Source organism: Liquorilactobacillus hordei DSM 19519 (genome assembly GCF_019443985.1).
GTDB classification, from domain to species: Bacteria; Bacillota; Bacilli; order Lactobacillales; family Lactobacillaceae; genus Liquorilactobacillus; species Liquorilactobacillus hordei.
The window spans coordinates 1159571-1184342 of record NZ_CP049303.1; the positions used below are offsets into that span (position 1 = coordinate 1159571).

Sequence of the window (24772 nt, forward strand, 5' to 3'; positions counted from 1 at the left end):
TAAAATAGCAAAAGTATTTGAGAGGAGAGAAGTTATGCGTAATTATCTTAGTATTGATATTGGTGGGACTGCAATTAAGTACGGGTTAATTGATCACTCTGGAAATCTCATTAAAAAAGATGCAGTGGATACTCCGCAAAATTTGGCGGAATTCAGGCAATCCATAATTAAAATTATTTCGAGACACAAAAATGAAATATATGGAGTTGCATTTAGTGTTCCAGGTAAAGTTGATTCGAAACGAGGTATTGTATATTTTGGAGGATCATTACCATTTTTGGATGGATTTAATTTTGAGAAATTTATCCATGAAGAGGTTGCTGTGATACCTGTTGGTGTGGAAAATGATGGGAAGGCCGCTGCTCTTGCGGAGATATGGTTGGGAAATCTTAAGGATATTAATGATGCTGCAGCAATAATATTAGGAACAGGTGTTGGCGGCGGAATAGTTATCAATGGAAATCTCTTGCCAGGAAGTCATTTTCAAGCTGGAGAACTTAGCTTTATGATGAGTAATTTTGAAAATGTAGGTTATGAGGAATTAGTTGGAATGACCTTGTCAGCTGTAAAAATGATAGAAAAAATTGCAGTAAAAAAGAATCTGCCAGATAAAAAAGATGGGCGCGCAGTTTTCACACTAATAAATGAAGGGGATACTGAAGCAGTTCAGATTCTTAGAGAATATTGTAAAAAAATTGCGTTGTTAATTATAAATATTCAAACAGTCATTGATGTAACTGACTTTGTAATTGGTGGTGGGATAAGTAGTCAACCAATACTCATCGATACTATCAACGAAGAGTACAAGAAAATCTTAAACAAGCTACCTCTATTAGAAGAAACTTTAACAATGCCGCGTATACAAAAAGCCAAGTTTGAAAACAGTGCTAATCTTTATGGGGCATTATACGGCTTATTACAAAAAGTTGATAATGGTTTAGAATCCTGAATGAAGAATATGGTAAACTATAGATAAAGGTAGTGTGTTGTAAATGTTGTAGTAACAACAAATGAAAGCAGTACCATTTATTGCTGTTTCATATAGAAGATTGGAAATAGTTTGGAATTCTGAAGGAGGAAAAAGATGTTTGATATTAAAGAGAAGTTCCCAGATGGTTTTCTTTGGGGAGGTGCGACAGCCGCTAACCAACTTGAAGGAGCATGGGATAAAGATGGTAAGGGTCCATCAATTGCAGATGCATTGCCAGGTGGTAAAGAACGTTTTGCAATTGCAGGCAGTCAGGAATTTGACTGGCAACTTGAAGATGAAAAATACACATATCCAAACCATAAAGGAATAGATCATTATTATCGATTTAAAGAAGACATTAAGTTGTTCGGAGAAATGGGTTTTAAATGCTATCGCTTTTCAATTGCTTGGTCGCGAATATTCCCGCAAGGTGATGAAGAAACTCCTAATGAAGCAGGTCTGAAATTCTATGACCACTTGATTGATGAATGTCTAAAGTATGGGATTGAACCGGTAATTACTATCTCTCATTATGAACTACCATTGAACCTCGCACAGACTTACGGTGGATGGAAAAATCGAGAATTAATCAAGTTTTATGAACGTTTTGCGCGTGTGGTCTTAGAACGCTATCATTCTAAGGTTACTTATTGGATGATATTTAATGAAATTAATTCAGCATTTCATTTTCCAGTAATGAGTCAAGGGCTTGTTCCAAGCAATGGGGCGAATGATTTCACTAATGTTGTCCAAGCTTGGCATAATCAATTTGTTGCAAGTGCATTAGCAGTTAAAATCGGACATGAACTTGATGAACAGCTCCAAATTGGCTGTATGATTTTGTATGCAACGAGCTATGCATACGATGCTAATCCAGTTAATCAATATGCTAACTTGAAGCAGATGCAAGACTTCAATTTCTTTTGTGCAGATGTTCAGGTGAGAGGCAAGTATTCGCAGTCTACAGCACGTATGTTAAAAGAACATAATGTTGATCCAGCTAACTTAAAGATTACTGCTGAGGACTTGGAATTATTAGCACAAAACACTGTTGACTATATTGGATTCAGTTATTATATGTCGATGGTAACTGATGTGACACGTGAGGGTAGTGATGAAGGCGTTTCTGGCAACTTAATCGGTGGAGTGGCTAATCCTTTCTTGAAGAGCAGCGATTGGGGTTGGCAGATTGATCCTAAAGGCCTGCAAATTGCGTTGAACGAATTATACGATCGTTATCAAAAACCACTGTTTATTGTTGAAAATGGATTGGGTGCCAAAGATGTTGTGGCAGAAGATGGAGCAATTCATGATGATTATCGGATTGATTACCTAAAGCAACACATTGAGGCGATGCAAGGAGCGATTCGCGATGGTGTTGAGATAATGGGATATACACCGTGGGGATGTATTGATTTAGTGAGTGCTTCCACTGGTGAGATGAGTAAGCGTTATGGTTTCATTTACGTTGACTTGGATGATGAAGGAAACGGGACACTTGATAGATCACGTAAGGATTCTTTCTATTGGTACAAAAAGGTTATCGAAAGTAATGGGAAGAGCTTATAAGCAAAGTGGCTGAAAAATAATGATGCTAGTAAAGAATTTCCGATAGTCGATAAATTTTAATTATATTGAATTAAAAAAGGGACTGTGCCGTAATGAAATGCTCTATAATGGTTAGGCAAAAATTTAATTATTATAGGGCGCTTTTTATGACCAAATATACATTCTGCTCCTATCCTAGTATTTGGTACACAAATATTTAGACATTTGTAATGATTACTGATTCATAAATTTATAAGCTTTTCTCACAACAAGTGTTTTTTTTAAGTATTTGTCTTGATATCCTTAATAGAGTATAATTAGTTTTAGATTTTTAAAAAGTTAATAATAGATTTGAGGAGTATCTTATGAGTCAAGAAAAAAGAATTGAATTAATCAAAAGACTGCTAGATGAAAAGCAGGAATTAACTACAAAAGATATAATGTCTGAATTTGGAGTATCACAAGATACTGCGAGACGTGATATTGTGCTTTTAGCAGAAAGAGGTGAAGTGAAGCGAACACATGGAGGCATTTTACCGCTTGACTTTGGAAATAAGGTACCTAACTTTCAAAGCCGTCTTTCGCGCTTTACTGAGCAGAAGACAAAAATTGCATTGGAAGCATTAAATTATTTTCATGCGCATCGAGTTTACTTTGTTGATGCCTCAACAATTTTATTGAAGACATGCCAGAGTTTAAATTTGCCGATGACAATTATTACCCATTCACTGGATAATTGTATGGCACTTGCGGAAGAAAGTAAGGTAAATGTTAAAGTTTTAAGCGGTACATTAGATCACCAAAACCGTTTTTTTCATTCAAGTGCAGCGATTACCGAATTGGAGAACGTAGCATTGGACACTGCTTTTATTGCTGCTTCTGGAATTGATGAACATGGGGTCTACTTGCTTAATCAAGAAGATGCAGAAATAGTTGGTAAGGCTGTTGAACGGGCGCGTAAAGTTATCTTGGTAGCTGAACATCAGAAATTTGTCAATAACTCTTATTTTCGTATTTGTTCTCCTGATAAGATCTCGATGTTTATTACTGATCGCGAATTAACTGTTGCAGAGCGGGCAATTTTTCCTGAATCAACTAAAATTCAACTTGCTGGTGAGCTTGATTAATGCTGTTTTAAAGACCTCTTACATGATTGCTTAGTTACAAAACTTGCAAAATTTATAAAAATATAATAGTATTTTAATTATATAGTTAGCATTTTTTTATTTCTGTTAACTAAGTAACACCTTGTTTTGCAGAATAATAGTTTTTGTAATTTGTTTCAAGTAGCTAGTGTTTGCAGGAGGTTGATTATAGTGGATATCAGTTTAGGTGATGAATTATTCAACAAGATTTCAAAAGGAACCAAGACAGTTGAAGTCTTTCTCAACGACGAACAAATGAAGCATTTTGGTGTAGGTGACACACTTTCCATCCACCGAGAAAGTAATAACGAAGATGTGATATTGACGAGTGCGTGGAGTATTAAGAAGTGCCGAACAATGACAGAACTCTACCAGCGTTACACTCCAGAAGCAATCGGAATGGAACCCAAGGAATTATCAGGGATATATGATTCCGCTACTGTGAAAAAACAAGGACTACTGGCAGTCAAAATGAAAGTTTTAAAGCCAAATTATGAATAGTAAGTACGAATTAGAATAAGCATAAATGTAATAAAAAGCGTTTCACACTGAGTGAGATGCTTTTTTTGTATGTTTTTTTAAACATATATGGAAAATGTGTGATTTTTTCAAGTAGAATCGGTTACTAAAATACTCTTTTTTGTTTAAAAATGTAATTTTCTATTGAAATGTACTTTTAAAGTAGTATAACTCAATAGATATGTTTTGTACGTCCAATTATTAGAATCATATCTTATAGAGTAACTATTTCAAGAATTAGGAGAATTACAATGAAAATTTTGTCCAGGTTTATGAGAATAGAAATTGCCATATTTATTTTAGTTCTGGCAGTAATCGTATTATTAAATTTCGTTCAAAATAGTTATAGTAGTAGCTATTTTGCTACCTGTATCTTAATTTTACTAGGCTTATTGACCTCAATTGTTCTACCAAGTTTGTTGGTTACGTGGGCTGCATTATTTGTTCTTTTATTCGGTAGTTTCATTATGATTTTCGGCTTAGTTTATGTGCCGAATGTTGAACGGATAGTTTTAGTATTAACATTTCCCATTTTTTGTGCTCTAGGTATTTGGATTAAGTATTTAGTTGGTATTAGGGGATCAGCACTTTCTGCAAAGGATAATATTTCCACTTATATCAGTCATATAAATTCAGTTACAAAATTAAAAAATCGAAAAAATGCAGAAAACTATTTTATGAAGTATATAAAATTTATCAAGGATGCGATGGAAAAAAACCTTAATATTGAAATGAATGTTACATGCATTGAATGGGCACACAGCAGGCAATTTAAAATTATCAGTGATAATGAGTATAGAGAGATTCTAAAAAGTATATCGGATACATTGAAAGATATTAGAACTCCTGATGAATCAATCTTTTTCATTGATGACGCAACGTTTTAATCTTGTCACCCAAATTAACAGAACAGTTGCAGCAGGACTTGACAGTAATTACTAGACGTGAATTAGATAAAATTAAATTTGTAAATCAGAATTTGGAACACAACCTACAATTTCGTTTTTCATTTGAGGTAGTCGGCAATAAAGAGCTGGAGAAAATTGATTCTTACGAGAAGTTGGAGAAGAAGGTAAGACGTGGTTTGGAGACTGACATTGTTGTTGAGTACCAATAGAAAGGAGCGGTTATGAATATTACATCAATTTTTTTTATTGCAGCGGTGGTAATAACTCTAATTTTTCTTTGTTTGACAATCGTTCTTTTTATCTCATATTTGATAATTCTTGAGAGGGTCAACAAAAATTTCAAGGTGGTAAATAAAAATGATTAGTCAAATATTAATGATTATTACCCTTTTTTCCATTTGGATTTCAATATTTATGTCGATGGTAACTCTTTTTTCGGCGGTTCATTTTTGGATAAAAAACAGTAATAAAAAAGTTACGGTAAAACAATTAGACCGCTATCCTCTGATTACAATTGTTGTACCTGCACAAAATGAAGAAATTGTGATTTCCCAGACAGTCAGATCAATTTTTGATATGAATTATCCAGAGGAAAAAATGGAACTTCTATTGTATGCAGATAATTGTACGGATAATACTTATCAAGAAATGAATAAAGTTAAGAATCTTGAAGAATATACAAGTAGAAATATCAGAATTGTCAATAGAAAAGGAACTGGAGGAAAAGCTGGGGTCTTGAATGATTCGCTACAGATCGCTAACGGTGAATTTATTGGAGTATATGATGCCGACGCTATGCCAGAAGAAAATGCTCTTTATTTTTTAGTTGAAAAAATGCTGGAAGATGAAGAACGTCATGTTGCAACTTTTGGTAGAAATAAGACTAGAAATGCTAATCAAAATTTTTTAACCAAATGTATAAATCAAGAAATTGTCGTTACCCAACGAGTGCAACATGTTGGACTATGGCATCTATTTAAAATTGGAAGAATTCCTGGAACAAATTTTATTATAAATACAGAGTTTGTCAAAAAAATTGGTGGGTGGCGCAACGGAGCATTAACAGAAGACACAGATATTTCTTTCAAAATAATGCAAGGTGGCTCTTTAATTGCGTTAGCCTATAATTCAGAGGCTTTTCAACAGGAACCAGAGACACTACCTTCTTATTATTTACAATGAAAAAGATGGGCGAAAGGCAATTATGAGGTTGTGATAGCTAATTTTAAGCATTTATTTGATAGAAGTAGTTGGCGTGTGAAGTTAGAGATATTTTATTATAGTTGTACGTTTTTTTGGTTTAATGCCGCAATCGTTTTTTCCGATATAATTTTTTTGGCGAATGTGATAACGATTTTCTTAATGGTATTTATTCCTAACTTAGTGCTACCTTTTACCTTTTCAGCTAGTAATATATACATTGCACAGCTTTTATTATTTAATTGGATGATTATGATTCTTCTTTACCTATTACAGATTGGAATTGCAACAGCTTCTCAATTTGGGCAAACAACAACTAAGCAAATCTGGTTAGCATTGGTATCTTATTTTACTTTTACGCAATTGTTTTTAGTTGTTTCAGTTTCTGCAATTTCTTCGGTATTTATGGATAAGATACTTGGAAGAAAGGGAAATAAGTGGGTTAAAACAAAAAGATTTAATGATTAGGAGAAACCATGAAGAAGCGTATTTTGAGCTATACCTTTTTTGCAGTAGTGATATTAGTTGTTAGTGTTACCTTGTTAGTAATTAGGCAAAAAAGTCCAAGAGAGTTACAAGTTTCTATATATAATCAGTGGAATGAATTATTTGTTCATGAGGTGTCGGGAAAAAAGAAGGCATTTATTAGTACGAAAAGAACAAAGAAAGTTAATATTTCATTGTCAGAGGCACAAGGTTACGGAATGCTGATAGCGACTGAACAAACACATACGGATTCAAATAAACCGCAGGAAACGTTTGATAAGTTAGATGCTTATTATTTGAGTAACAGGGATGCTGGAACTAATTTGATGTCATGGAAACAAGTTATATCACACAATGGTAAACGGGTAAAAAAGTATCACAACAATGCAACTGATGGTGATTTATACATTGTATACTCTTTAATTAGAGCTGCTAAAAATGGCCCCAGAAGGCTCCCTATTATAAGAAACAGGCGAAAGCTATTTTGGAAGATATCTTAAAATATAATTATAATAGTTCTACTGGGTCATTAATGGTTGGAAATTGGGCTAAGGGTACAAAATATGCAAATTTGTTGCGGACATCTGATGTATTGCCAGCTCAATTTGAGGAATTCTATCATTTTACAGGGGATAAAGTATGGCTGAGTATAAAAGATAAGATGTTGTCTAATTTGGTAGAGTTGAGTAAGAAACACAAGACTGGATTAATTCCTGATATGGCTTGGATAAAAAAAGATGGTTCAGTTACAAGTGTAGGTAAGAAAAGTCATTTTGGTAAATATAATCGCTATTACTACTACAATGCATGTAGATTACCATATAATTTATCACAGAGTAATGATTCTAAAAGCAGGTTAGTGTTACGTAAAATGATGAAGTTCTTCATGTCAAGAGAAAATATTGCTGGTGGATATACTTTGAGTGGGCAACAATTATCGAATTATCAATCTGCAAGTTTTGGCGCTCCTATCTTCTATGCTGCAAAAGATTCAAAGGAGTACAACAAGTTAACGCAGTTGGAAAAATATATTTTTATGCAAAAGCTAGAGGTGAATAATTATTACCAATCGGCATTAGTTACTCTGGCTAGTGAGAAATTCTTCAAGAATTAACATGCTAAATTTCAGATAAATAAAAAAGCGAGGCTGGGTCAGAATTTAACTTTTGACTCAACCTCGCTAATTATTTCGTATAGACGTGTTCCATAAGTCAAAATTTTCCATCTAACTTCGGCTTACTCATAACAAAGTACCCACTACCTGTCTAATTTCAAGTTAGTACTCAAATTTTCTTGAAATAGGGGCACACTGCGGTCTTTGCTACTTTAATTCCAATCTATCTAAGCCGATTTATCTTATAACAGATATGTAATAATGTAGTTTTTTGATTCGTATTAATACTTGGGGGATTAAGTTATGAATGGAGAATTTGATCTAAACTACTTTAGAGAAGAAATTGTAAAAATGGATAGGCAAGAATTTGCCAATCTTATGGGAATAGAAATGGTAACGCTTAAAGCATGGGAAGAAGATCCTGATAATCTGACAATGAGAATATATAAGGAGATAGCTGCTAAGACTGATTACACATTAGAGCAGTTATTCAGCTTTAAAAATCAAATCTATTTACCTTGGGAACTAGATAATACAATTATTGAAGAAAGAGAAAAATTATTAAAGACAGCTTTTGAAAACGAACAAATTTTTGAGGAATCGCTAGAAAAAGTCAAACGAGAAGAACTAGGGGAAGAGACTGAACTAAATGTTGCAGAGGTAAAGGAATACTTCGAAGAATTAAAAAAAATTGGTCCATTGTGCCGTAATGTACTCAATAAGCCGCTAGTTGCTTTTGTGGGTGGATCTGATGCAGGCAAGAGCTCGTTAATTAACGTCATATTGGGTGAAAATATATTGCCAACTGCATTTCAACCAATGACTGCCGCAATCAATTATGTATATCATATATCAGATAAACCAACGAATATTGGAGAGGATGATAACACAGTTGTCGTTAGGTCGGATCATAAGTTAGTAGTGAATATCTCAAATTTACAAGAGATGATTGAGTCAGATGAATATATCGTCGCGATTGGACAAACGAATCTTATTAGAGAATATGGTTTAAATAAATATAATGAAGAAAGCAGTGAGGAGAAAAGCCAGGAACTCACTTATATATTTACTTTTATAGATGCACCAATTTTAACTGGTCTTGCCTTTATCGATACCCCCGGAATTAGTGCAAATGAAAAAGATAATCAAACTGCACTTAGAGCTTATCAGTATGCGGATGTTACAATTTATTTATCACAAATGGCTAGTTTTTTGCGTGAAGAGGATATGGCTTTCATTAAACAAATTATTGATTCCTCTTCTAGAGAATTTGACCAAGCTGGTCAAGCCCCCTTTAACAACCTATTGTTTGTGGGAAGTCATGCGGATTCTGTAGGAAATAGTGACATCAGTGAGATCTTTAATCGTGCTGTTGCAAGGTTTCTGAATGTTCAGACAAGTACATATTTTGCAAAATTTGGACCGACTTACAGCCCGCAAGCTTTTCGCAGTCGCTTTTATGCATCTGATATTAAGAACATTCAACTTTCACAAGCATTCAAGCAGGTATTCATCAAAATGATGGAAAATATTGTGAGGTTTAAGATAAATCAATGTAAAGTGTTATATAGAAGCACGATTGAAGAAATGATCGTGGCTGGCAAACAAATTGAGTTACGCTTAACAGCACGCATTAATTCCCCGGTGACAAAGGAAAGTCTTAAGAAGTATAAGTTTCAGCAGATAGAAGAAGAACTACTAAGATTATCGAATGCAAAGAAAGAAGTTTCTATTAAGGATTTCCATAGTGTCTATACAAAGATGTTCGCGGTCAATTCGATTGAAGAATTAATCAAGAAAAAAGAATTTAAGAATAAGCAGGAGGATAAGAAACAGTTAGTGGTTTTATTACAAAATATGGTAGATGAAACGCTGCAAAAGATCTTAACAGAAAATTCAGCTGATTTTTCCAGTAAAATGAATGGTTCAATAAAAAAGTTTAATGATTTTTTTTACTCTGAGAATTTTGACTTCACTAATCTCTTCATCAAATCATCTACAGGTGTAGCAACCAGTCTTGGAATTTATGGAGCTTTCTCCGTATTATTTGGTAGTCTGGGGAATCTTGGAGGATATATTCTCGTTACGCAGATGGCAGGCTTTTTGAGTTCAGTTGGGCTGTACGGTGGAACTGTATCTGGAGCAGCAACGGCAATTTCGGCAATCGGAGGACCGTTAACTCTAGCACTCGCGGTGATCGTATTTTCCGGACTTGTGGCTTTCAATATTTTTGGTGATGGCTGGATGAGAAAGTATGCAAGGCAGGTGATTAAACAATTTGAACGCTTGGGTGTGGAACAAAAGTACACTGCGGAGATTGTTAAATATTGGGATGATACTGCTAAGATTACGGCCGAAACAATCAAGAAGGTTGAAGAAGAATATGCACAGCATCAAAGAGAAACAGCACAAACAATTCAAGGAGAGATGCCTTTTTTGAGCAGTCTGCTGCAGCTAATAGAATCATATAGAATCAGTGAAAGTAAAAAGATTTTGTGATATGATTTTTGACCCAATCCGAGTTTTCTATCTTATAATCAAATTCCTAATTATTTTGTGCCTTATATTTGTGAACTTCAAAAAGGATTAATGCTTTCTGCATGCAGCAGGCATTAATCCTTTTTTTAATGTTATTTTGGTTCTCCGCCTAACTTCGAATTATTCATAGTAAAGTACACGCTCTATTTGTAATTTCGAGTTAATACTCAAATCTTTCCGCTTTGTACCGACTTAAAAAAGTTGGATATGCAAATCAAGATTTCACTTATGTCATACTCTCTAACTCGTTTTTTTACAACACAAGATGTTCAAATACTACCAATTGAATTCTTCTTTAAAAATATTGTTACTATCAACTTTAGCTTTTTCTAGCAATTTCTCCCAATGATGGATTAGCGAAACAGGGCCGCTGAGTAAAAATAAAGTATGGTTTTGCCAACCATGTGGTAAACGATTTAAAACAAAATCGTCGGCAAAACGTCCTTGCTGCCAAAAACCAGTAAAGTTGGCATGCTGAGTCCACTGATTTAACTGCTGCTGGTACAACAAATCAGTCTGGCGGTGAGCTGAGTAAAACAAATAAATCTTATGACATAAGTTATTAGGAATTAGTGAAAATAAAGGTGTTGCGCCAATTCCACCAGTTATCATAACTAAGTTTGCAGTATCGTCATGTTCTGCAATAAATGCTTGGTATCGGCCAAATCCGCCAGTAACTTTAGCGGTCGTCCCAGGTTTGAGTGTTTGCAGACTAGTGGTAAAATCACCGTCGCCCCTAATTGTCAGCTTGAATTCTCCACTTTGATCAGGAAGACTGACTAGTGAAAAGGGATGTGGCTCGCGTAATTTTGGTACCCGTGGGAAAGACAAAAAAACAAAGTCTCCTGCCTGTAAATCAAGCTGCTGGCTCTGACGTCCTCCCAAAGTCAGTTCACGTACACGATCAGATAAGCTATGATTTTGAATTAATTTAAGTTCTGCTTGTCCTTTGCGTCCATACCAGCTAACTTTTGTTCGCAAATAACTAAGCGCAGTCAGCAAACTTAAACCGTCAAACCAGATCATAAACGGTGTAATGGATCTGATATAGTCAATTAGTCGAACGTGGATAAAAACTAATATGACAGCTGCCAAAAGTAATTTATGAAGCAGCATGGTAATTTCATGTTTAAAGACCTTTTCAAGAATTTTCTTGAATTTTGATAACAAAGAAAAACGACTGATTAACCAGCTGGCCAAAAACAGCAGTGAATAACCAATCAATCCGGTTAGAATAATCAAGGATAAATCACCGGTTTGTTTAATTAATCCAGCCGAATGAGTACCAATCTTATGCAGCCAGGCCAGTCCTAGAGCAGCAATTGCAAGAATTCCGTGAAGCTGATATATACTGGGCAAGCCAACTAGTCGATCCAACCAGTGCGGTTTCGTACTCAAATAAACTATTGCGAGCATCCATGCATATGCAATGACTCCGCTATAGATAGCAAGCATTTCATTAGCTGACATTCCTTGCAGCCCCGTAGAAATCGTTTGTATAAAGGGCAAAGGTACAACAAAAAAGAAACTTAACCAAAAAAGAACTAATTTATATTGTATTTTTCTCAGCATCTGCAAGCCGCCCTTCTGAAAATGGAATAATATTCTTTGATGTAATCATTAATCCAGTTAACTGACACTTGGTTAAGAGACTAATAAAATTTTGCTGACCAGCAACTAAGGCAGCTGTTGCCCAGATGTCTGCCCAGGTCAGACTGTCGGAAACGATAGTAGCTTGCAGGAGAGAATGATCTGTCAAATTAGCGATGTGCTGTCCACGTTTGCTAAAACCAGAAGTAGCGACAGCACCATTTTTTAATTTGTAAACAGCACTCAAGCTATCAAGTTGGCTGGGGTTTTCGATTCCAATCTCCCAGTAAAAAGAGCTTCCCTGTTGTGTAGCAAATTGTAGATCACCGCCACCATTCAGTGAAATGCCAATCATTAAAGGATGGTTTCTAAGAAATGGGGACAACAGATTATTAAAAATCTCCTCGATTGCCCAGCCTTTAACCAAACCAGTTGGATTAAATTCAGTCGCATAATAAGGATCGAAGAAACCAGCAGTCGTTTTAGCGGCCTTTTTGGCTAGATCAAAGACGGTATGAAAGCTTGTATTTTGCATAACCTGTAGATCACCTGCTTGATATTTTTTTAATAACGAATCCTGTTTAAAGGGAGAGAAAATATGATCAACAACTTGCAATTTTTGTTGTACCTGCGTCATTAGATGATCGATCCAGTAATCTACAACAGGCATCTGTGTTTCACAAACCAAGGTCAAGGTGAATGGAATATTCATCATATTAATTACGCGATCATAGAATTGATAACCTTTTTTTTCTTCCACGTCAATTACCTCCTAACAATTGCAATGCTTAAGCTTGTCGTGCCTTGATTAGGGCACTTTGCAAAGATCCTGTAAAACCCTTCCAGGTTTCGGTTGCTCCGGAAACTTGCTGGATGTTTGCTGATTGACTCTTAACTGCTTCTTGCCGGTAAACTGGTAAGACTTGCCGATTAAGTTCAACTGAATGCGAATGTGTATTCGGATATTTAAGAACGGTAATTTTAGTTAGTCGATTGTTAGCAATTTTAATTTTCAATTGGACATTGCCCCAGGCAGTTGCGGTACTTTTTCCAACATATTCACCATCTTTGTAGCTTCGCTGCTTGTTAGTGCTGCTTGAAACGGCTGAACTGGCTGAACTTGAATTATCAGCAGTACTAGTACTGTTCACTGTATTATTACTTGCTGCATTATCATTGCTAGCTAGGGTCTTATACAAGACAAAATAACTGTCTAATACAATAGCTATTGCAACTGTCAGTGATAAGGAAACAACTACTATTTTACGATACATATTTACACCTCTATCTATATTCTCAACAAGTTGATTAGTTCTTTTTTTAGATAATATGCTAAATAATGAGATAAAGCCACTTATAATTCATGAAAGCAATCTGAGAAATTCTCAGAAAAAAGCAGGCAGCAGCTGATATAATGAAATTGGGTAAAAGAATGTGACATAAGATTTTGAAATTCGAACAGAGAGATTAATTTGCAATTTTTGTATTAAAATAGATTGACACGAATTCTCTAAATATCAGAATTTGCTTTGGAGGGAATATAGTGAGTAAAACAATTTTATTAGTAGAAGATGAACTCGGACTGGTTGCTTCTTTAAAAAAAGAATTACAATTTGAGAATTATCAGGTTCTGACTGCTTCTGATGGCGAAGTAGCTTTGAGCGTTTTTGATAAGAACCAACAAACAATTGATTTAATCATCTTGGACTGGATGCTGCCCAAGTTGGATGGCTTAGGAGTACTCAGACGAATTCGGCGTGATTATGACATTCCAGTTATCATGTTGACTGCTCGTGATTATACTGGAGATAAAGTGGCGGGTTTAACTGGTGGAGCAGATGATTATATTACTAAACCATTCGATATTGAAGAATTACTTGCGAGGATCACGGCTGTTTTGCGGCGTCCAAGGCAAATATTGGATAATCATCAAGTCTATCAACTCGATGATTTAGTACTTGATACTGGGAAACGTCGGATTACACGTGGGGACCATAGCATTCAATTGACGCAACGAGAGTATCAGTTGTTAGTGGAGATGTTTAAGGTTGTTGGTAAGGTATTTACGCGTAATGAACTGCTTGACTTGGTTTGGGGCAGCGACTTTGAGGGCGAACCTAACATTGTGGATGTGTATATTCGTTATTTACGAAATAAAATTGATGAATTCCCTAATTCAAAAAAATTAATTCATACTGTTAGAGGTGTTGGCTATTCACTGACAGACAATTAAGGAAAGTGATGCTAGGTGAAGGCAAAGAAGATGAAAATAAAAACGATGAGGCCAAAGATTAAGAAAGAACAAAATAGTGACTCGATTATGCTGCGAAGTTTCCTATTACTAATCACGGCAATAATTGTCAGTTTTAGTATTATTACAGTGGTTGCAGTCGGACATCAGTTGTTGGAAACTAGCCGCATGACTTCAAACAATATTATTAAGAGTCTGGAACGAACAGTGATTGATGGCGATCGTGATTGGAAACAGTGGCGGTTCAACAGTACTTTGAATACCAGTACGAGTTACGTGCATGTTAGAAATAGTCGACAAGATGCCAAGACAAAAAATTATTATTCTCCTGATGCTAAGAGCCTGTTGAAAATCAAGCCCCAGAAATTTTTTTTAATCCATGGGCTCTATTATCGCCCTAAAATCGGTTTTCTGCTTTATAATACGGGGCATGCCAAAGGAATTCATTATAGTTTATGGATAAAATTAGATTCGCAATTGAAGATTTTGGAAAGAGTCATCATTATTACTGCAATTGTTTTGGTTTTAACACTCCTGACGCTGCCGTTATACATCAGGCTGATTGCTCAACGGTTGACAGGTCCACTAAGTCAGTTAACTAAAAGTGCTGAAGCGATTTCTGTTAAAAAGACTCAGACGACAGACAAATTGCCCATTCCAGCAACACCAACAGAGGTCAAGCAGCTGGCTGCCAGTTTTAATCATCTGCTGACAAATTTATATGATAAAACGGAAAAAGAAAAAATTTTTGTTTCGAATGCTGCCCATGAATTACGGACGCCGATTGCAACTATCCAAAGTCACGTTCAATTAATTCAAAGACATGGGCATGACCATCCGGAAATTGTTCAGGATTCCTTGGATTATATATATCAAGAAGCTGAACAAACGACAAAACTAATTGAAGAATTATTGACCCTTTCGCGAGCAGACAAAATGACGCTGACACTGCAAAAATATGATATCAGTCAGTCCTTACAGAAGCTTGCCGAGGAGATGAATTTACTTTTTCCACAGCAAATAATTACTGATATTCCAACTAAGATAGTTATCACAGGGCATCAAAAAAGCATTGAACAGATCCTGATTATCTTGTTGAATAATGCTAGTAAATATTCACCACAGGATTCAGTAATTGAATTGACTCTTGAAAGAAATTCTAACGGATTAATTATTAAGGTTGCTGATCAAGGAAGAGGAATCACTGAGCAAGACAAAAAGCATATTTTTGAAAGATTTTATCGTGCAGATGACATTCGTGGTTCAATTACTGGCACAGGGTTGGGGTTGGCAATTGCCCAACAGCTTGCTCTTTTAAATCACGTCACTTTAAAAGTTGCGAATAATCAAACACGAGGCACTGTTTTTTCTTTAGAATTTAGAATTAATTTCTGAAATAATTTAATTTTGGCCCTTAGCGCTGCTAGTCATTCGGCTAAAGGCTTTTTTGTTTCTAAAGAAATCTCATAATCCTCTCAGCAAGCGTTACTTTTAGCGATAAATAAAAGTTGCTAAACTTGAAAATGTTCAAGTGAGGGGAGTTAAGAAGGGAGGGATAAGCGCTGTTTTTAATAAAAAAAAATTTCGGTTGGTTAATAACTGGGGTTATCTCTTTAATTTTATATGTCATTTTACTGCTGCTGGTCTATTTAAAAGCAACATATTTCAAGTCCTTAGACACTAGTTTGCAACAATTTATGCTGACTGTGAGATCAAGTGGGCAAAATCAGTTTTATCCCATTGTTTCATTTTTCAGCAACTTTGCAAGCACTTCTGTATTAATAATTATCATTGCATTTGCTATCTGGAAGTATTTTAAACGAATAGTAAATGCCGTCTGGGTAATATTTGTCCATTTTAGCAGCGTGCTACTGGCACTATTAATTAATTGGATTTCACAAGAACTGCAGCTTAGTAGATCCCCTGTGCTGGTATTAATTAACGAACATGTTCTGGCAACGGTCATCATTATTCTGATAGTCCTAACAATTATTCTTCCGACACTTGTCGATCAAGAAGTTCAGTTATTAACAATCTTGCTAGCTTTTTTGTGGTTGGGGATGGTGATTACCGCACAGCTGTACGGAGGGAAAAGCTCTTTTACTGGGATGCTGGCAAGCTTGTTAGTAGCGCTAGTTTGGTGGGAAATCATGCGGATATTTTATTTTATCTGTGATTTTTAAATTTTTACATTAAAAGAAGAGGATTAAATATGGAGAAATTAACAATTGTCGTACCAGCATTTAATGAAGAAGAAGTACTGAATAATACACTGCAAAGGTTATTAAAGATGGTAATGATGTGGAAAAAATGATTAGCTTACCATCTAAGGCTTCTCGACAGTCATATATTGCCAAGGCTTTGCCAGAGCGTTTAAGCCGCTTAGGAATTGGTGGAGTATTACGACAGTGGGTTTCGCGAATTGGAATTTTGTTAAGTGTTAATGACATTCAGAGTGCTTATACTGGGGGCTTTATTCAAGTACCGCGAGTTTATGTCAATTGGCAGTCAAAAGTACACGTTTTAAGTCAGGCAATTATGCGCAGCGGCTTCATCTGGATCTATTTGATTGCTTTAAGCAAATGTTTAGAATTGCTTAAACGGCAGACAGCACTTGATTCTATTCGTGAGTTGACTATCATTACAGCAGTCGGCTACGTGTTTTTCCACATGCTATTGTGGGAGTCAGAAAGTCGTTATGGACAGGCTATCTTGCCATTATTATTAGTTATCAATACTTTGCCCATACAAGAAACAAAGAGCCAAAAGGTCCAAGAAATGCAGAGCAGATTGGTTAGTTCTCTACGCACAAAACTAGGCCCGTTTATCGTTTGCCTGATTGTGATTGTAAGCAATCTTGTTAATTGGCATGGATCTGCAGGGCAGATTATCGCTGCACAAAGAAGCCAGCTTTCTTTGCAGTATCATGCGAAGGAGACTTGGGTAGAGCCTGGAAAGGTTGTTTCTCAACAAATGGTCATCAATCATGAAGCTACGACATTTTCAGTGGCAGTTCCGCAGGGTTCGAAATTATCTGGAGAATTGATTAATTATCGAACTAAGAGGTATTATCTGTTAAAATATGGATTAAAGGCAGGTAGTTCAGCATTAAGATACCATGGTAAAATCGCAGCGGGTTCTTATAAAATATTTTTAGTAAACAAGGATAGTCAGATGCAGCCCGTTGAAATTGTTCAGACTGTCAATTATCAACTCTCACCATATCCAGTCAAGATGAATGCACAGACGGTCAGATTTGCATCGTTAGTCTATAAGGCGACTTACAGCAATAGGAAAGTTTGAATTGGTTTATTTCTTGGACTTGATGAACTAGAATTAGAATGAATTAGTTGACTAATAAACAAACGAAAATAATGATTTTAAATGTTAACAAATAGGGGTAGATTTTATGAAACAGTATAATAAACTGGGAATAATTTTAGGAATCGGGATAGTTACGGTAATTATTCAATTTGTTTTACGACAGCAACTTCTTGCACAAAGTATCATAACTCTAACAGGGATTGTTTTTGCACTGATGATGTTAAAAGAAATGATTAAAGCGCTTCACTCCGGCGATTATGGCGTTGACTTATTAGCAATTACAGCTATTATTGCTACATTAGCAGTCGGTGAATATTGGGCAGCGATGATTATTTTGATAATGCTGATCGGTGGCGATTCATTAGAAGAGTATGCTGCCAAAAAGGCAGGTTCAGAATTAAAATCATTGGTAGATAATTCACCTCAGATTGCGCACCGGATTGTGAAGCAACAACAAGATGATGTCAAAGTTGCTGCTGTTTTAATTGATGACCATTTAGTTGTCAAACCGGGTGAGGTAATCCCAGTTGATGGTCATGTGATTCAAGGACAAGGGAATGTTGATGAGTCCTCTTTAACAGGTGAATCACGACCTGTAAGTAAGCGGGTAGACGATAAATTGCTGTCAGGAGCAATCAATGGTGATACGGTTTTAGTTATGCAGGTTGATAAATTAGCTAAGGATAGCCAATATCAGCAACTGGTAAAGTTAGTCAAGATTGCTGGCAATTCTCCGTCGCATTTTGTGCGCTTAGCCGACCGCTATGCAGTTCCTTTTACTTTGGTAACTTACCTAATTGCTGGAGTTGCTTGGTTTTTGGCTAAGGACCCAGTTAGATTTGCTGAAGTTTTAGTGGTTGCTTCCCCTTGTCCTTTGATCTTGGCTGCTCCAGTTGCGATGGTTTCGGGAATGAGTCGTTCGTCAAGAAATGGGATTGTTGTAAAAACGGGAGATGTAATTGAAAAATTGGCAACAGCCCAAACAGCAATTTTTGATAAAACAGGTACAATTACTAAGGGATACTTAACGGTTGCTCAAATCAAATCTCTAAGTGAACTTACACCAACCGAATTGTTGAGTCTAGCAGTTAGCTTAGAACAAAACTCTAATCATATTTTGGCACGTTCATTAGTTAAGTATGGACAAGAGAACCATGTTGAGTTGCAAAGTTTTACTGATGTTTCCGAGATCGTTGGTCAAGGTCTTGTGGCTAAGCAAAACGAAAAATTGATTAAGGTGGGAAAGTTAAGCTTTGTGACCTCAGCTAATCCAAAATTGGATATCCAACAAACCGCTGTTTATCTTTCGGTTGATCACAAGCTTTGCGGCTATGTGACTTTTACAGATGAAATTCGGCCAGAAGCTGAGCTGACAATGCGACAATTGAAGCAATATGGTGTAAAGCATTTGATGATGCTAACTGGCGATCAGATTACAACAGCTCAAAGTGTAGCTCAAAAAGTGGGTATTAGTGATGTGCAGGCCAACTTGTTGCCCCAAGACAAAATTACAGCTATTAAAAGCCTGACTGAGGCAATGCGACCAGCAATTATGGTTGGTGATGGAGTCAATGATGCACCTTCTCTGGCGATGGCGGATGTGGGAATTGCTATGGGAGCACATGGATCCAGTGCTGCAAGCGAATCAGCAGATGTTGTTATTTTGAAGGATGATTTAAGACGAGTCGCGAAAGCAGTCGAAATTTCCCAAAATACAATGAAAGTGGCTAAACAAGCAGTTTTGATTGGAATATTTATTTGTGTATTATTAATGTTAATCGCAACAACTGGTATTTTACCAGCATTAGTTGGAGCGATGATGCAAGAAATCATTGATACGGTTTCAATTTTATGGGCCTTGCGGGCAAGAGAAGGTCAGCGTCATAGAGCTTTATAATAAAATTATGTGAGGTACTTTCGATGAAAAAAATATATTTTTTATGTACTGGGAATTCATGCCGCAGTCAAATGGCGGAAGGATATGCTAGAGTGCTTTTACCACAAAATGAATTTGAAATTAGAAGTGCTGGAGTTGAAGTTCATGGATTAAATTCTGATGCAGCTAAGGTGATGCTTGAAGATGGGGTTGATATCTCGGGGCAATATTCAAAGAAGATTGATGTTGATTATTTTAAGTCTGCTGATTTAATTATTACACTATGTGGAGATGCAAAAGACAAGTGCCCTGTTATTTCAGCTGAAACGCAGCACCTTCATTATCCTTTGGCAGATCCTGTGAATGCAGTTGGAAGCTATGAAGAGCGGCTCGATGTTTTTCGGAATGTTCGTGATAAAATCAAAAAAATAGTACACGGTTTAGAATAAGTTTGGCCAATCATTTAATAGTCAATTGCATGTTGAAAAATTTTGAATTATGTGTTTTGGTAAGAATATTACCTTTTACATCGTTAACCAATTATAATTAATGGTTGACAGTTAGCCTCCGAATACTTACAATGTTGTTATCAAAGTGAGAAGAGGTTTGTTTATGAAGAATCAAAAGCTCCACCTTGTAGTATTGTCAGGTATTTTGTTAGCAATGATGATCGTTTGTTCACAGATTACAATTCCACTACCCATTGTTCCACTTACAATGCAGACATTTGCAGTAGGTCTAATTGCAAGTCTATTACCAGTTATGAATAGTTTTACTGTACTTTGCATTTATCTAATAATGGGTGCGGCTGGATTGCCGGTTTTTGCAGGATTTTCTAGCGGACTAGCAGTTTTTGTTGGGCCAACAGCAGGGTATCTTTATTCGTTTCCAATATACTGCCTAATAACAGGACTAATCTTAAAGTACTGGGGTAAGACTTTTATATCATTATTTACGGCAAATATAATTGGGATGCTTGCCAGTCTTTTAATAGGCTCTGTATGGATGATTCCAAATCTGCATATCAGCTTGAACACGGCTTTAATGACAGGAACAGTGCCATTCATTATTCCTGGAATTATTAAGGCAGTATTAGCTGTAATAATTGCACAGCGTCTGCAAGGAATAGTACAAAAACAATTAGCAAGATAATATAGATGGTTAAAAGTTATAAATCAAAAGACTTTTATACTGTGCTATAATGTTCCTTAAGTTTGATATTTACTTATGACAAGGAGCATTCAAATGACAAAAAATAAATTTAATGAGAAGATTGAGCAAATTGGTATTTCCGATATTAGACAATTTGACTCTGATACAAGTGATATTCCCGGAATAATTAAGTTGACTCTTGGAGAACCTGATTTCAATACACCAGAGCATATTAAGAAAGCTGCGATTAAAGCAATTGAAGATAATCAATCACATTATTCTCCTAATGCGGGAATCCCAGCTTTACGTGAAGCTGTCGCAACATATTATAATGAGAAGTTTGATTTGAATTACGCAGCAAGTCAAGTTGTAACAACAGTTGGAGCAACAGAAGCAATTGCAGCTAGTTTGCAGACAGTTATAAATCCTGGTGATACCGTAATTGTCCCAACGCCGATTTTCCCAATTTACATACCAATAACAAAGGTTAATGATGGCAGTGTAATATTAGTCGATACGAGCGATGATGGTTTTGTTTTAACTGCAAAGAGGTTAGAACAAGTTATTGATGAACATCCATTAGCTCGCGTTAAGGCAGTTGTGTTGAATTATCCTAGCAATCCAACGGGGGTTACTTATACACGCAAACAAATAGAAGAATTGGCAGAAGTTGTGCGGGAACGGAATCTTTGGGTAATCAGTGACGAGATTTATGCTGAATTAACATATACTAAGAAGCATTTTTCTATTGCACGGGCAATTCCAGAGAGAACAATTTTAATTACGGGTTTGTCGAAGTCACATGCGATGACTGGGTGGCGTATAGGATATATTTTAGGGCCACAAGATTTCGTTGATCAAGTTGTAAAGTCACATCAGAACTTTGTTACAGCTCCAACAACTATTTCTCAATTTGCAGCACTTGAAGCAATGATTAATGGTAAAAATGACAGTAAGACTATGTTGAAGGAATATGGAAAACGCCGTGATTTCATGATTAAGGAATTAGAAGAAGTTGGGTTTAAGATTGCGAGTCCAGATGGGGCTTTCTATATCTTTGCCAAGATTCCAGCTAATTGTCCACAAGATTCATGGAAGTTTGTTCGAGCTTTGGCCAATGAGGCACATGTTGCGATTATTCCAGGTGTATCATTTGGAACTGGTGGGGATGGCTATGTGCGTATCAGTTATGCCGCAAGTTTTGAGAATTTACAAGAAGCAGCAAAGCGCATTAAGGAATATGTGAAAAACAGAAAATAATTGAGATGTTAATGAGTGCATCATAAGTCAGGTGAGTTTTGACTTATGGTGTATTTTTATTTTGTGATAAATAGAAATCTGTACCATAATGTACGATCTTAAAAAAAGTTGAAAAAAATTAGTAATCGTATATAATATTAGTTAGCTAACTAATTAAAAACAAAGGGGATATTTTATGAAACAATCTATTGGGAAATTAATAAAGATAGCTCATAACGCACTTAATGCTGATTTGGATAGACTCGCACGTCCACATGGATTAACCGGTGTCCAGATGACAATTATAGATTTTTTAAGAACTTGTTCAGCAGTTACACAAAAAGATATCGAAAAAGAATTCCATATACAAGGTTCAACTGTTACGGTGATGATTGATCGTTTAGAGGCAAAAGATCTGGTTAAGAGGTACAGGTCTGAAAAAGACAAACGAATTAAGGAAATAAAATTAACAGATTCTGGAACTGAAATTAGTGAAATCATTAAGGGTTATATAGATAATCATGACAAGCTAATAATGTCTAGTTATTCGGCAGAAGAAAAACAAGTGATTTTTAAATTTTTAGAAAGTTTTGAACAATAAAAAAATATATTGGAGAAAAAATGGAAGAATCAATTCAACTTAAAAATAAATTAGCAATTATATCAGCCGCTTTATTAGCAGCTGGTGGCATAATGATTGAGACGGCTATGAATGTTACTTTCCCCGTCCTTAAGGATGTTTTTAATACATCGCTTAATAATATACAATGGGTTACTACAGCTTACCTACTGGCGGTTACGGTTACTATGACTATTAGTTCGTATCTAACTAAAAAATATGGTGTCAGAAAAATATGGTTATCTGCCAACTTGATTTTTATTATAGGGACTTTGGTTGCAGGACTTTCTCCATCGTTGTCAGTATTATTGGCGGGAAGAGTTTTAGAAGGTATATCAGCTGGACTTGCGATGCCATTGATGTTTAATCTGATTTTGACACAGATTCCACAGAGTAAAATAGGTGTTTGGATGGGCATAGGAGCTATGGTAGTTAGCTTGGCTCCTTCATTTGGCCCTACCTATGGGGGAATATTTATTGAAAGCTTAGGTTGGCGTGCTATATTTTTTACTTTGTTAATTATTCCAGTTGCTTCATTAGTTATGGGTTGGAGCAGTATAAGAGAAAAACAACGGAGTAAGAATTTAGAGCCATTTGACTTTTGGGCTTTTATCTTGTTAAGTGTGGCATTGATTTCGGGGATTTTGATGATTAATCAGCTAGAGGGTGGTTCCATTAATATCGCACTCTTAGCCATTACAATCGTTGCTTTTTTAGCATTCATTGTAGTATCAATAAGAAGCAAAAGAACTTTTTTAAATATTCGACTATTTAGTTCTAAATCTTTTACTTTATTATTGATTCCCGTTACTTTGTACATGTTTGCAAACTTAGGACTTGGATTGTTGCTACCTAATTATTTGGAATCAGTCACACATACTACAAGTTTTTTGGCGGGTTTTTCATTGTTGCCAGGAACACTAATAGGGGCAGTGTTGTCTCCGGTATTTGGTTCTTTGTACGATAAAATTGGATCAACTAAATTGCTATTTATTGGAAATGGAATTTTTGCCGCAAGCCTCTTATGTATGGCATTAATTACGCACGAGATGAATTTTATGACGATTACTCTTAGCTACATTGTCTTCACGATTGGGAGAAGCATGGCTTTTAGTACAAGTATGACTGCCTCTGTTGATGGGATTCCTGTGAGTTTGCAAAGTGATGCTAATGCAATTTTACAAGGAACACAGATGTTTATGGGAGCCGTGGGAACAACCGTAGCTGCTTTGTTTGGCTCAGATCAGAGAGGTATAGAAGCTGGCCTTCAAAACTTTTTCTGGGTTTTATTCGTTATTTCAATATTAATATTTATTATGTTTGTTTTTAGAAATGAGAAAAAAAGTGAAGTATAATAAGAAGAACGGTAAGATATTGATTATAGAGTTGATAACAAGAATTCTAAGTAAAAGATCTTAATTCCTGATTTTAGTTTAGTGTATGTTCTCAATTATAATAGTATAATGATAGGTACATCTATATAAAGGAAGTATGGCTAATGTATGAAATAACCAAAGATTGCCCAATTGGTGTTTTCGACTCTGGCGTTGGTGGAATTAGTGTTCTTCGTGATTTACATCGCTTGATGCCACAAGAAGACTATCATTTCTTCGGAGATTCAGATAATGCACCTTATGGGATTAAAACCACTGCTGAAGTTAAAAAGTTGAGTTTTGACATTGTAGATCATTTTATTGAGCAGAAGGTTAAAGCAATTGTAATTGCATGTAATACTGCTACGAGTGCGGCAGTTATAGATATCCGTCAAGCTTATCCAGATCTGACAGTGATTGGATTAGAACCGGCGATTAAACCAGCAGTGTTGCGGAAGCCTAATTCGCAGATTCTGGTGATGGCAACTCCATTAACGTTGAGAGAACAAAAATTCCAAGAATTGCTTGCTCAATATGAGAATCTCGCAGATCTAGTATTGGTTCCGGCACCAGATCTTGTTGAATATGTGGAGAACGGTGATCTGAATTCCCCAGCAGTAATGAACTATTTGGAGGGATTATTAGCACCGTATAAGGAGACGGCTGACTCTGTGGTATTAGGTTGTACGCATTTTCCATTCGTGAAAGCTGCAATCCAGAAAGTAATGGGTAACCACCAATTTATTATTGATGGTGGACCTGGTGCATCACGAGAATTGCAGCGGATTTTGCGAGACAAGGAATTATTGCAGCCATTGAATCATCAAGGAAGTGTTGCCTTTGCCAATAGTGAAGAAGGATCAGGTAAGATTGAATTAAGCGAGCAATTGTTTAAGGCACAAATGTAAATGATTTTGGAT

The 24772-nt window shown here is 35.9% G+C and carries 23 protein-coding genes and 1 pseudogene; 21 read left to right on the top strand and 3 right to left on the bottom strand.

The window, feature by feature from the left end; genetic code table 11:
• The first annotated feature begins 34 nt into the window (after positions 1–34).
• The 10 genes and pseudogenes from G6O70_RS06785 (at position 35) to G6O70_RS06830 (ending at position 10389) form a co-directional block, all read left to right on the top strand.
• Entirely contained in the window at positions 35–949 is a 915-nt protein-coding gene (locus G6O70_RS06785) for an ROK family protein (RefSeq protein ID WP_057869152.1), read from the top strand.
• A gap of 135 nt (positions 950–1084) precedes the next feature.
• Positions 1085–2539, top strand: a complete 1455-nt coding sequence (locus G6O70_RS06790; protein ID WP_057869151.1) for a glycoside hydrolase family 1 protein — start codon at positions 1085–1087, stop codon at positions 2537–2539.
• A gap of 344 nt (positions 2540–2883) precedes the next feature.
• Complete coding sequence (locus G6O70_RS06795) at positions 2884–3645, top strand: DeoR/GlpR family DNA-binding transcription regulator (protein WP_057869150.1); 762 nt, start codon at positions 2884–2886, stop codon at positions 3643–3645.
• A gap of 189 nt (positions 3646–3834) precedes the next feature.
• Positions 3835–4164, top strand: coding sequence for an ASCH domain-containing protein (locus G6O70_RS06800; RefSeq protein ID WP_057869149.1), 330 nt, complete (start codon positions 3835–3837; stop codon positions 4162–4164).
• Positions 4165–4433: 269 nt separating this feature from the next.
• Positions 4434–5069, top strand: coding sequence for a hypothetical protein (locus G6O70_RS06805; RefSeq protein WP_057869148.1), 636 nt, complete (start codon positions 4434–4436; stop codon positions 5067–5069).
• A gap of 2 nt (positions 5070–5071) precedes the next feature.
• Positions 5072–5299, top strand: coding sequence for a hypothetical protein (locus G6O70_RS06810; RefSeq protein WP_057869147.1), 228 nt, complete (start codon positions 5072–5074; stop codon positions 5297–5299).
• A 148-nt stretch (positions 5300–5447) separates the two neighbouring features.
• Positions 5448–6758: pseudogene (locus G6O70_RS06815) on the top strand (glycosyltransferase family 2 protein).
• 8 nt (positions 6759–6766) lie between these two features.
• A complete protein-coding gene (locus tag G6O70_RS06820; protein ID WP_157047946.1) occupies positions 6767–7276 on the top strand; it encodes a glycosyl hydrolase family 8 in 510 nt (169 codons plus the stop codon).
• Complete coding sequence (locus tag G6O70_RS06825; protein WP_157047945.1) at positions 7261–7890, top strand: glycosyl hydrolase family 8; 630 nt, start codon at positions 7261–7263, stop codon at positions 7888–7890. Before G6O70_RS06820 ends, G6O70_RS06825 begins: the two co-directional genes overlap by 16 nt.
• A gap of 303 nt (positions 7891–8193) precedes the next feature.
• Positions 8194–10389 carry a dynamin family protein gene (locus G6O70_RS06830; RefSeq protein WP_057869146.1) on the top strand — a complete coding sequence of 732 codons (2196 nt, stop codon included), beginning with the start codon at positions 8194–8196 and terminating at the stop codon, positions 10387–10389.
• Positions 10390–10704: 315 nt separating this feature from the next.
• On the opposite strand, the gene G6O70_RS06835 is transcribed toward G6O70_RS06830, so the two are convergent.
• From G6O70_RS06835 to G6O70_RS06845, 3 genes are read right to left on the bottom strand one after another with little or no spacing between them, the layout of a single operon-like run.
• Positions 10705–12000 (bottom strand): FAD-binding oxidoreductase, encoded by a 1296-nt coding sequence (locus G6O70_RS06835; RefSeq protein WP_057869145.1) that lies wholly within the window; start codon positions 11998–12000, stop codon positions 10705–10707.
• Positions 11978–12778 carry an FAD:protein FMN transferase gene (locus tag G6O70_RS06840; protein WP_233419129.1) on the bottom strand — a complete coding sequence of 267 codons (801 nt, stop codon included), beginning with the start codon at positions 12776–12778 and terminating at the stop codon, positions 11978–11980. Before G6O70_RS06840 ends, G6O70_RS06835 begins: the two co-directional genes overlap by 23 nt.
• A gap of 28 nt (positions 12779–12806) precedes the next feature.
• Positions 12807–13292, bottom strand: a complete 486-nt coding sequence (locus G6O70_RS06845; RefSeq protein WP_057869144.1) for an FMN-binding protein — start codon at positions 13290–13292, stop codon at positions 12807–12809.
• Positions 13293–13561: 269 nt separating this feature from the next.
• On the opposite strand from G6O70_RS06845, the gene G6O70_RS06850 reads away from it, so the two are divergent.
• The 11 genes from G6O70_RS06850 (at position 13562) to murI (ending at position 24760) form a co-directional block, all read left to right on the top strand.
• Entirely contained in the window at positions 13562–14251 is a 690-nt protein-coding gene (locus G6O70_RS06850; RefSeq protein WP_057869143.1) for a response regulator transcription factor, read from the top strand.
• 30 nt (positions 14252–14281) lie between these two features.
• On the top strand, positions 14282–15664 hold the full coding sequence (locus G6O70_RS06855; protein ID WP_233419128.1) for a HAMP domain-containing sensor histidine kinase: 1383 nt from the start codon (positions 14282–14284) through the stop codon (positions 15662–15664).
• A 302-nt stretch (positions 15665–15966) separates the two neighbouring features.
• Entirely contained in the window at positions 15967–16452 is a 486-nt protein-coding gene (locus G6O70_RS06860) for a hypothetical protein (protein WP_057869164.1), read from the top strand.
• Between the two features lie 118 nt (positions 16453–16570).
• Positions 16571–17572 carry a hypothetical protein gene (locus tag G6O70_RS06870; protein WP_233419127.1) on the top strand — a complete coding sequence of 334 codons (1002 nt, stop codon included), beginning with the start codon at positions 16571–16573 and terminating at the stop codon, positions 17570–17572.
• Positions 17573–17678: 106 nt separating this feature from the next.
• Positions 17679–19490, top strand: a complete 1812-nt coding sequence (locus G6O70_RS06875) for a heavy metal translocating P-type ATPase (protein WP_057869142.1) — start codon at positions 17679–17681, stop codon at positions 19488–19490.
• A 23-nt stretch (positions 19491–19513) separates the two neighbouring features.
• Positions 19514–19918: an arsenate reductase (thioredoxin) gene (gene arsC / locus G6O70_RS06880; protein ID WP_057869141.1), complete on the top strand. Its 405-nt coding sequence runs from the start codon at positions 19514–19516 to the stop codon at positions 19916–19918.
• A gap of 163 nt (positions 19919–20081) precedes the next feature.
• Positions 20082–20621, top strand: a complete 540-nt coding sequence (locus G6O70_RS06885; protein ID WP_057869140.1) for a biotin transporter BioY — start codon at positions 20082–20084, stop codon at positions 20619–20621.
• A 93-nt stretch (positions 20622–20714) separates the two neighbouring features.
• The gene (locus tag G6O70_RS06890) at positions 20715–21881 is read left to right on the top strand and encodes a pyridoxal phosphate-dependent aminotransferase (protein ID WP_057869139.1); all 1167 of its coding nucleotides are present in this window, start codon (positions 20715–20717) and stop codon (positions 21879–21881) included.
• A gap of 175 nt (positions 21882–22056) precedes the next feature.
• Positions 22057–22461, top strand: coding sequence for a MarR family winged helix-turn-helix transcriptional regulator (locus G6O70_RS06895; RefSeq protein WP_057869138.1), 405 nt, complete (start codon positions 22057–22059; stop codon positions 22459–22461).
• Between the two features lie 20 nt (positions 22462–22481).
• The gene (locus G6O70_RS06900; protein WP_057869137.1) at positions 22482–23834 is read left to right on the top strand and encodes a DHA2 family efflux MFS transporter permease subunit; all 1353 of its coding nucleotides are present in this window, start codon (positions 22482–22484) and stop codon (positions 23832–23834) included.
• Positions 23835–23977: 143 nt separating this feature from the next.
• Positions 23978–24760: a glutamate racemase gene (murI, locus tag G6O70_RS06905; RefSeq protein WP_057869136.1), complete on the top strand. Its 783-nt coding sequence runs from the start codon at positions 23978–23980 to the stop codon at positions 24758–24760.
• Positions 24761–24772 lie beyond the last annotated feature (12 nt).

Coding starts and splice junctions, on each gene's coding strand:
- arsC (WP_057869141.1), top strand. CDS start 19,514: ATGAAAAAAATATATTTTTTATGTACTGGGAATTCATGCCGCAGTCAA.
- G6O70_RS06845 (WP_057869144.1), bottom strand. CDS start 13,292: ATGTATCGTAAAATAGTAGTTGTTTCCTTATCACTGACAGTTGCAATA.
- murI (WP_057869136.1), top strand. CDS start 23,978: ATGTATGAAATAACCAAAGATTGCCCAATTGGTGTTTTCGACTCTGGC.
- G6O70_RS06885 (WP_057869140.1), top strand. CDS start 20,082: ATGAAGAATCAAAAGCTCCACCTTGTAGTATTGTCAGGTATTTTGTTA.
- G6O70_RS06820 (WP_157047946.1), top strand. CDS start 6,767: ATGAAGAAGCGTATTTTGAGCTATACCTTTTTTGCAGTAGTGATATTA.
- G6O70_RS06790 (WP_057869151.1), top strand. CDS start 1,085: ATGTTTGATATTAAAGAGAAGTTCCCAGATGGTTTTCTTTGGGGAGGT.
- G6O70_RS06795 (WP_057869150.1), top strand. CDS start 2,884: ATGAGTCAAGAAAAAAGAATTGAATTAATCAAAAGACTGCTAGATGAA.
- G6O70_RS06805 (WP_057869148.1), top strand. CDS start 4,434: ATGAAAATTTTGTCCAGGTTTATGAGAATAGAAATTGCCATATTTATT.
- G6O70_RS06890 (WP_057869139.1), top strand. CDS start 20,715: ATGACAAAAAATAAATTTAATGAGAAGATTGAGCAAATTGGTATTTCC.
- G6O70_RS06785 (WP_057869152.1), top strand. CDS start 35: ATGCGTAATTATCTTAGTATTGATATTGGTGGGACTGCAATTAAGTAC.
- G6O70_RS06860 (WP_057869164.1), top strand. CDS start 15,967: ATGCTGACTGTGAGATCAAGTGGGCAAAATCAGTTTTATCCCATTGTT.
- G6O70_RS06855 (WP_233419128.1), top strand. CDS start 14,282: ATGAAAATAAAAACGATGAGGCCAAAGATTAAGAAAGAACAAAATAGT.
- G6O70_RS06830 (WP_057869146.1), top strand. CDS start 8,194: ATGAATGGAGAATTTGATCTAAACTACTTTAGAGAAGAAATTGTAAAA.
- G6O70_RS06900 (WP_057869137.1), top strand. CDS start 22,482: ATGGAAGAATCAATTCAACTTAAAAATAAATTAGCAATTATATCAGCC.
- G6O70_RS06875 (WP_057869142.1), top strand. CDS start 17,679: ATGAAACAGTATAATAAACTGGGAATAATTTTAGGAATCGGGATAGTT.
- G6O70_RS06835 (WP_057869145.1), bottom strand. CDS start 12,000: ATGCTGAGAAAAATACAATATAAATTAGTTCTTTTTTGGTTAAGTTTC.
- G6O70_RS06895 (WP_057869138.1), top strand. CDS start 22,057: ATGAAACAATCTATTGGGAAATTAATAAAGATAGCTCATAACGCACTT.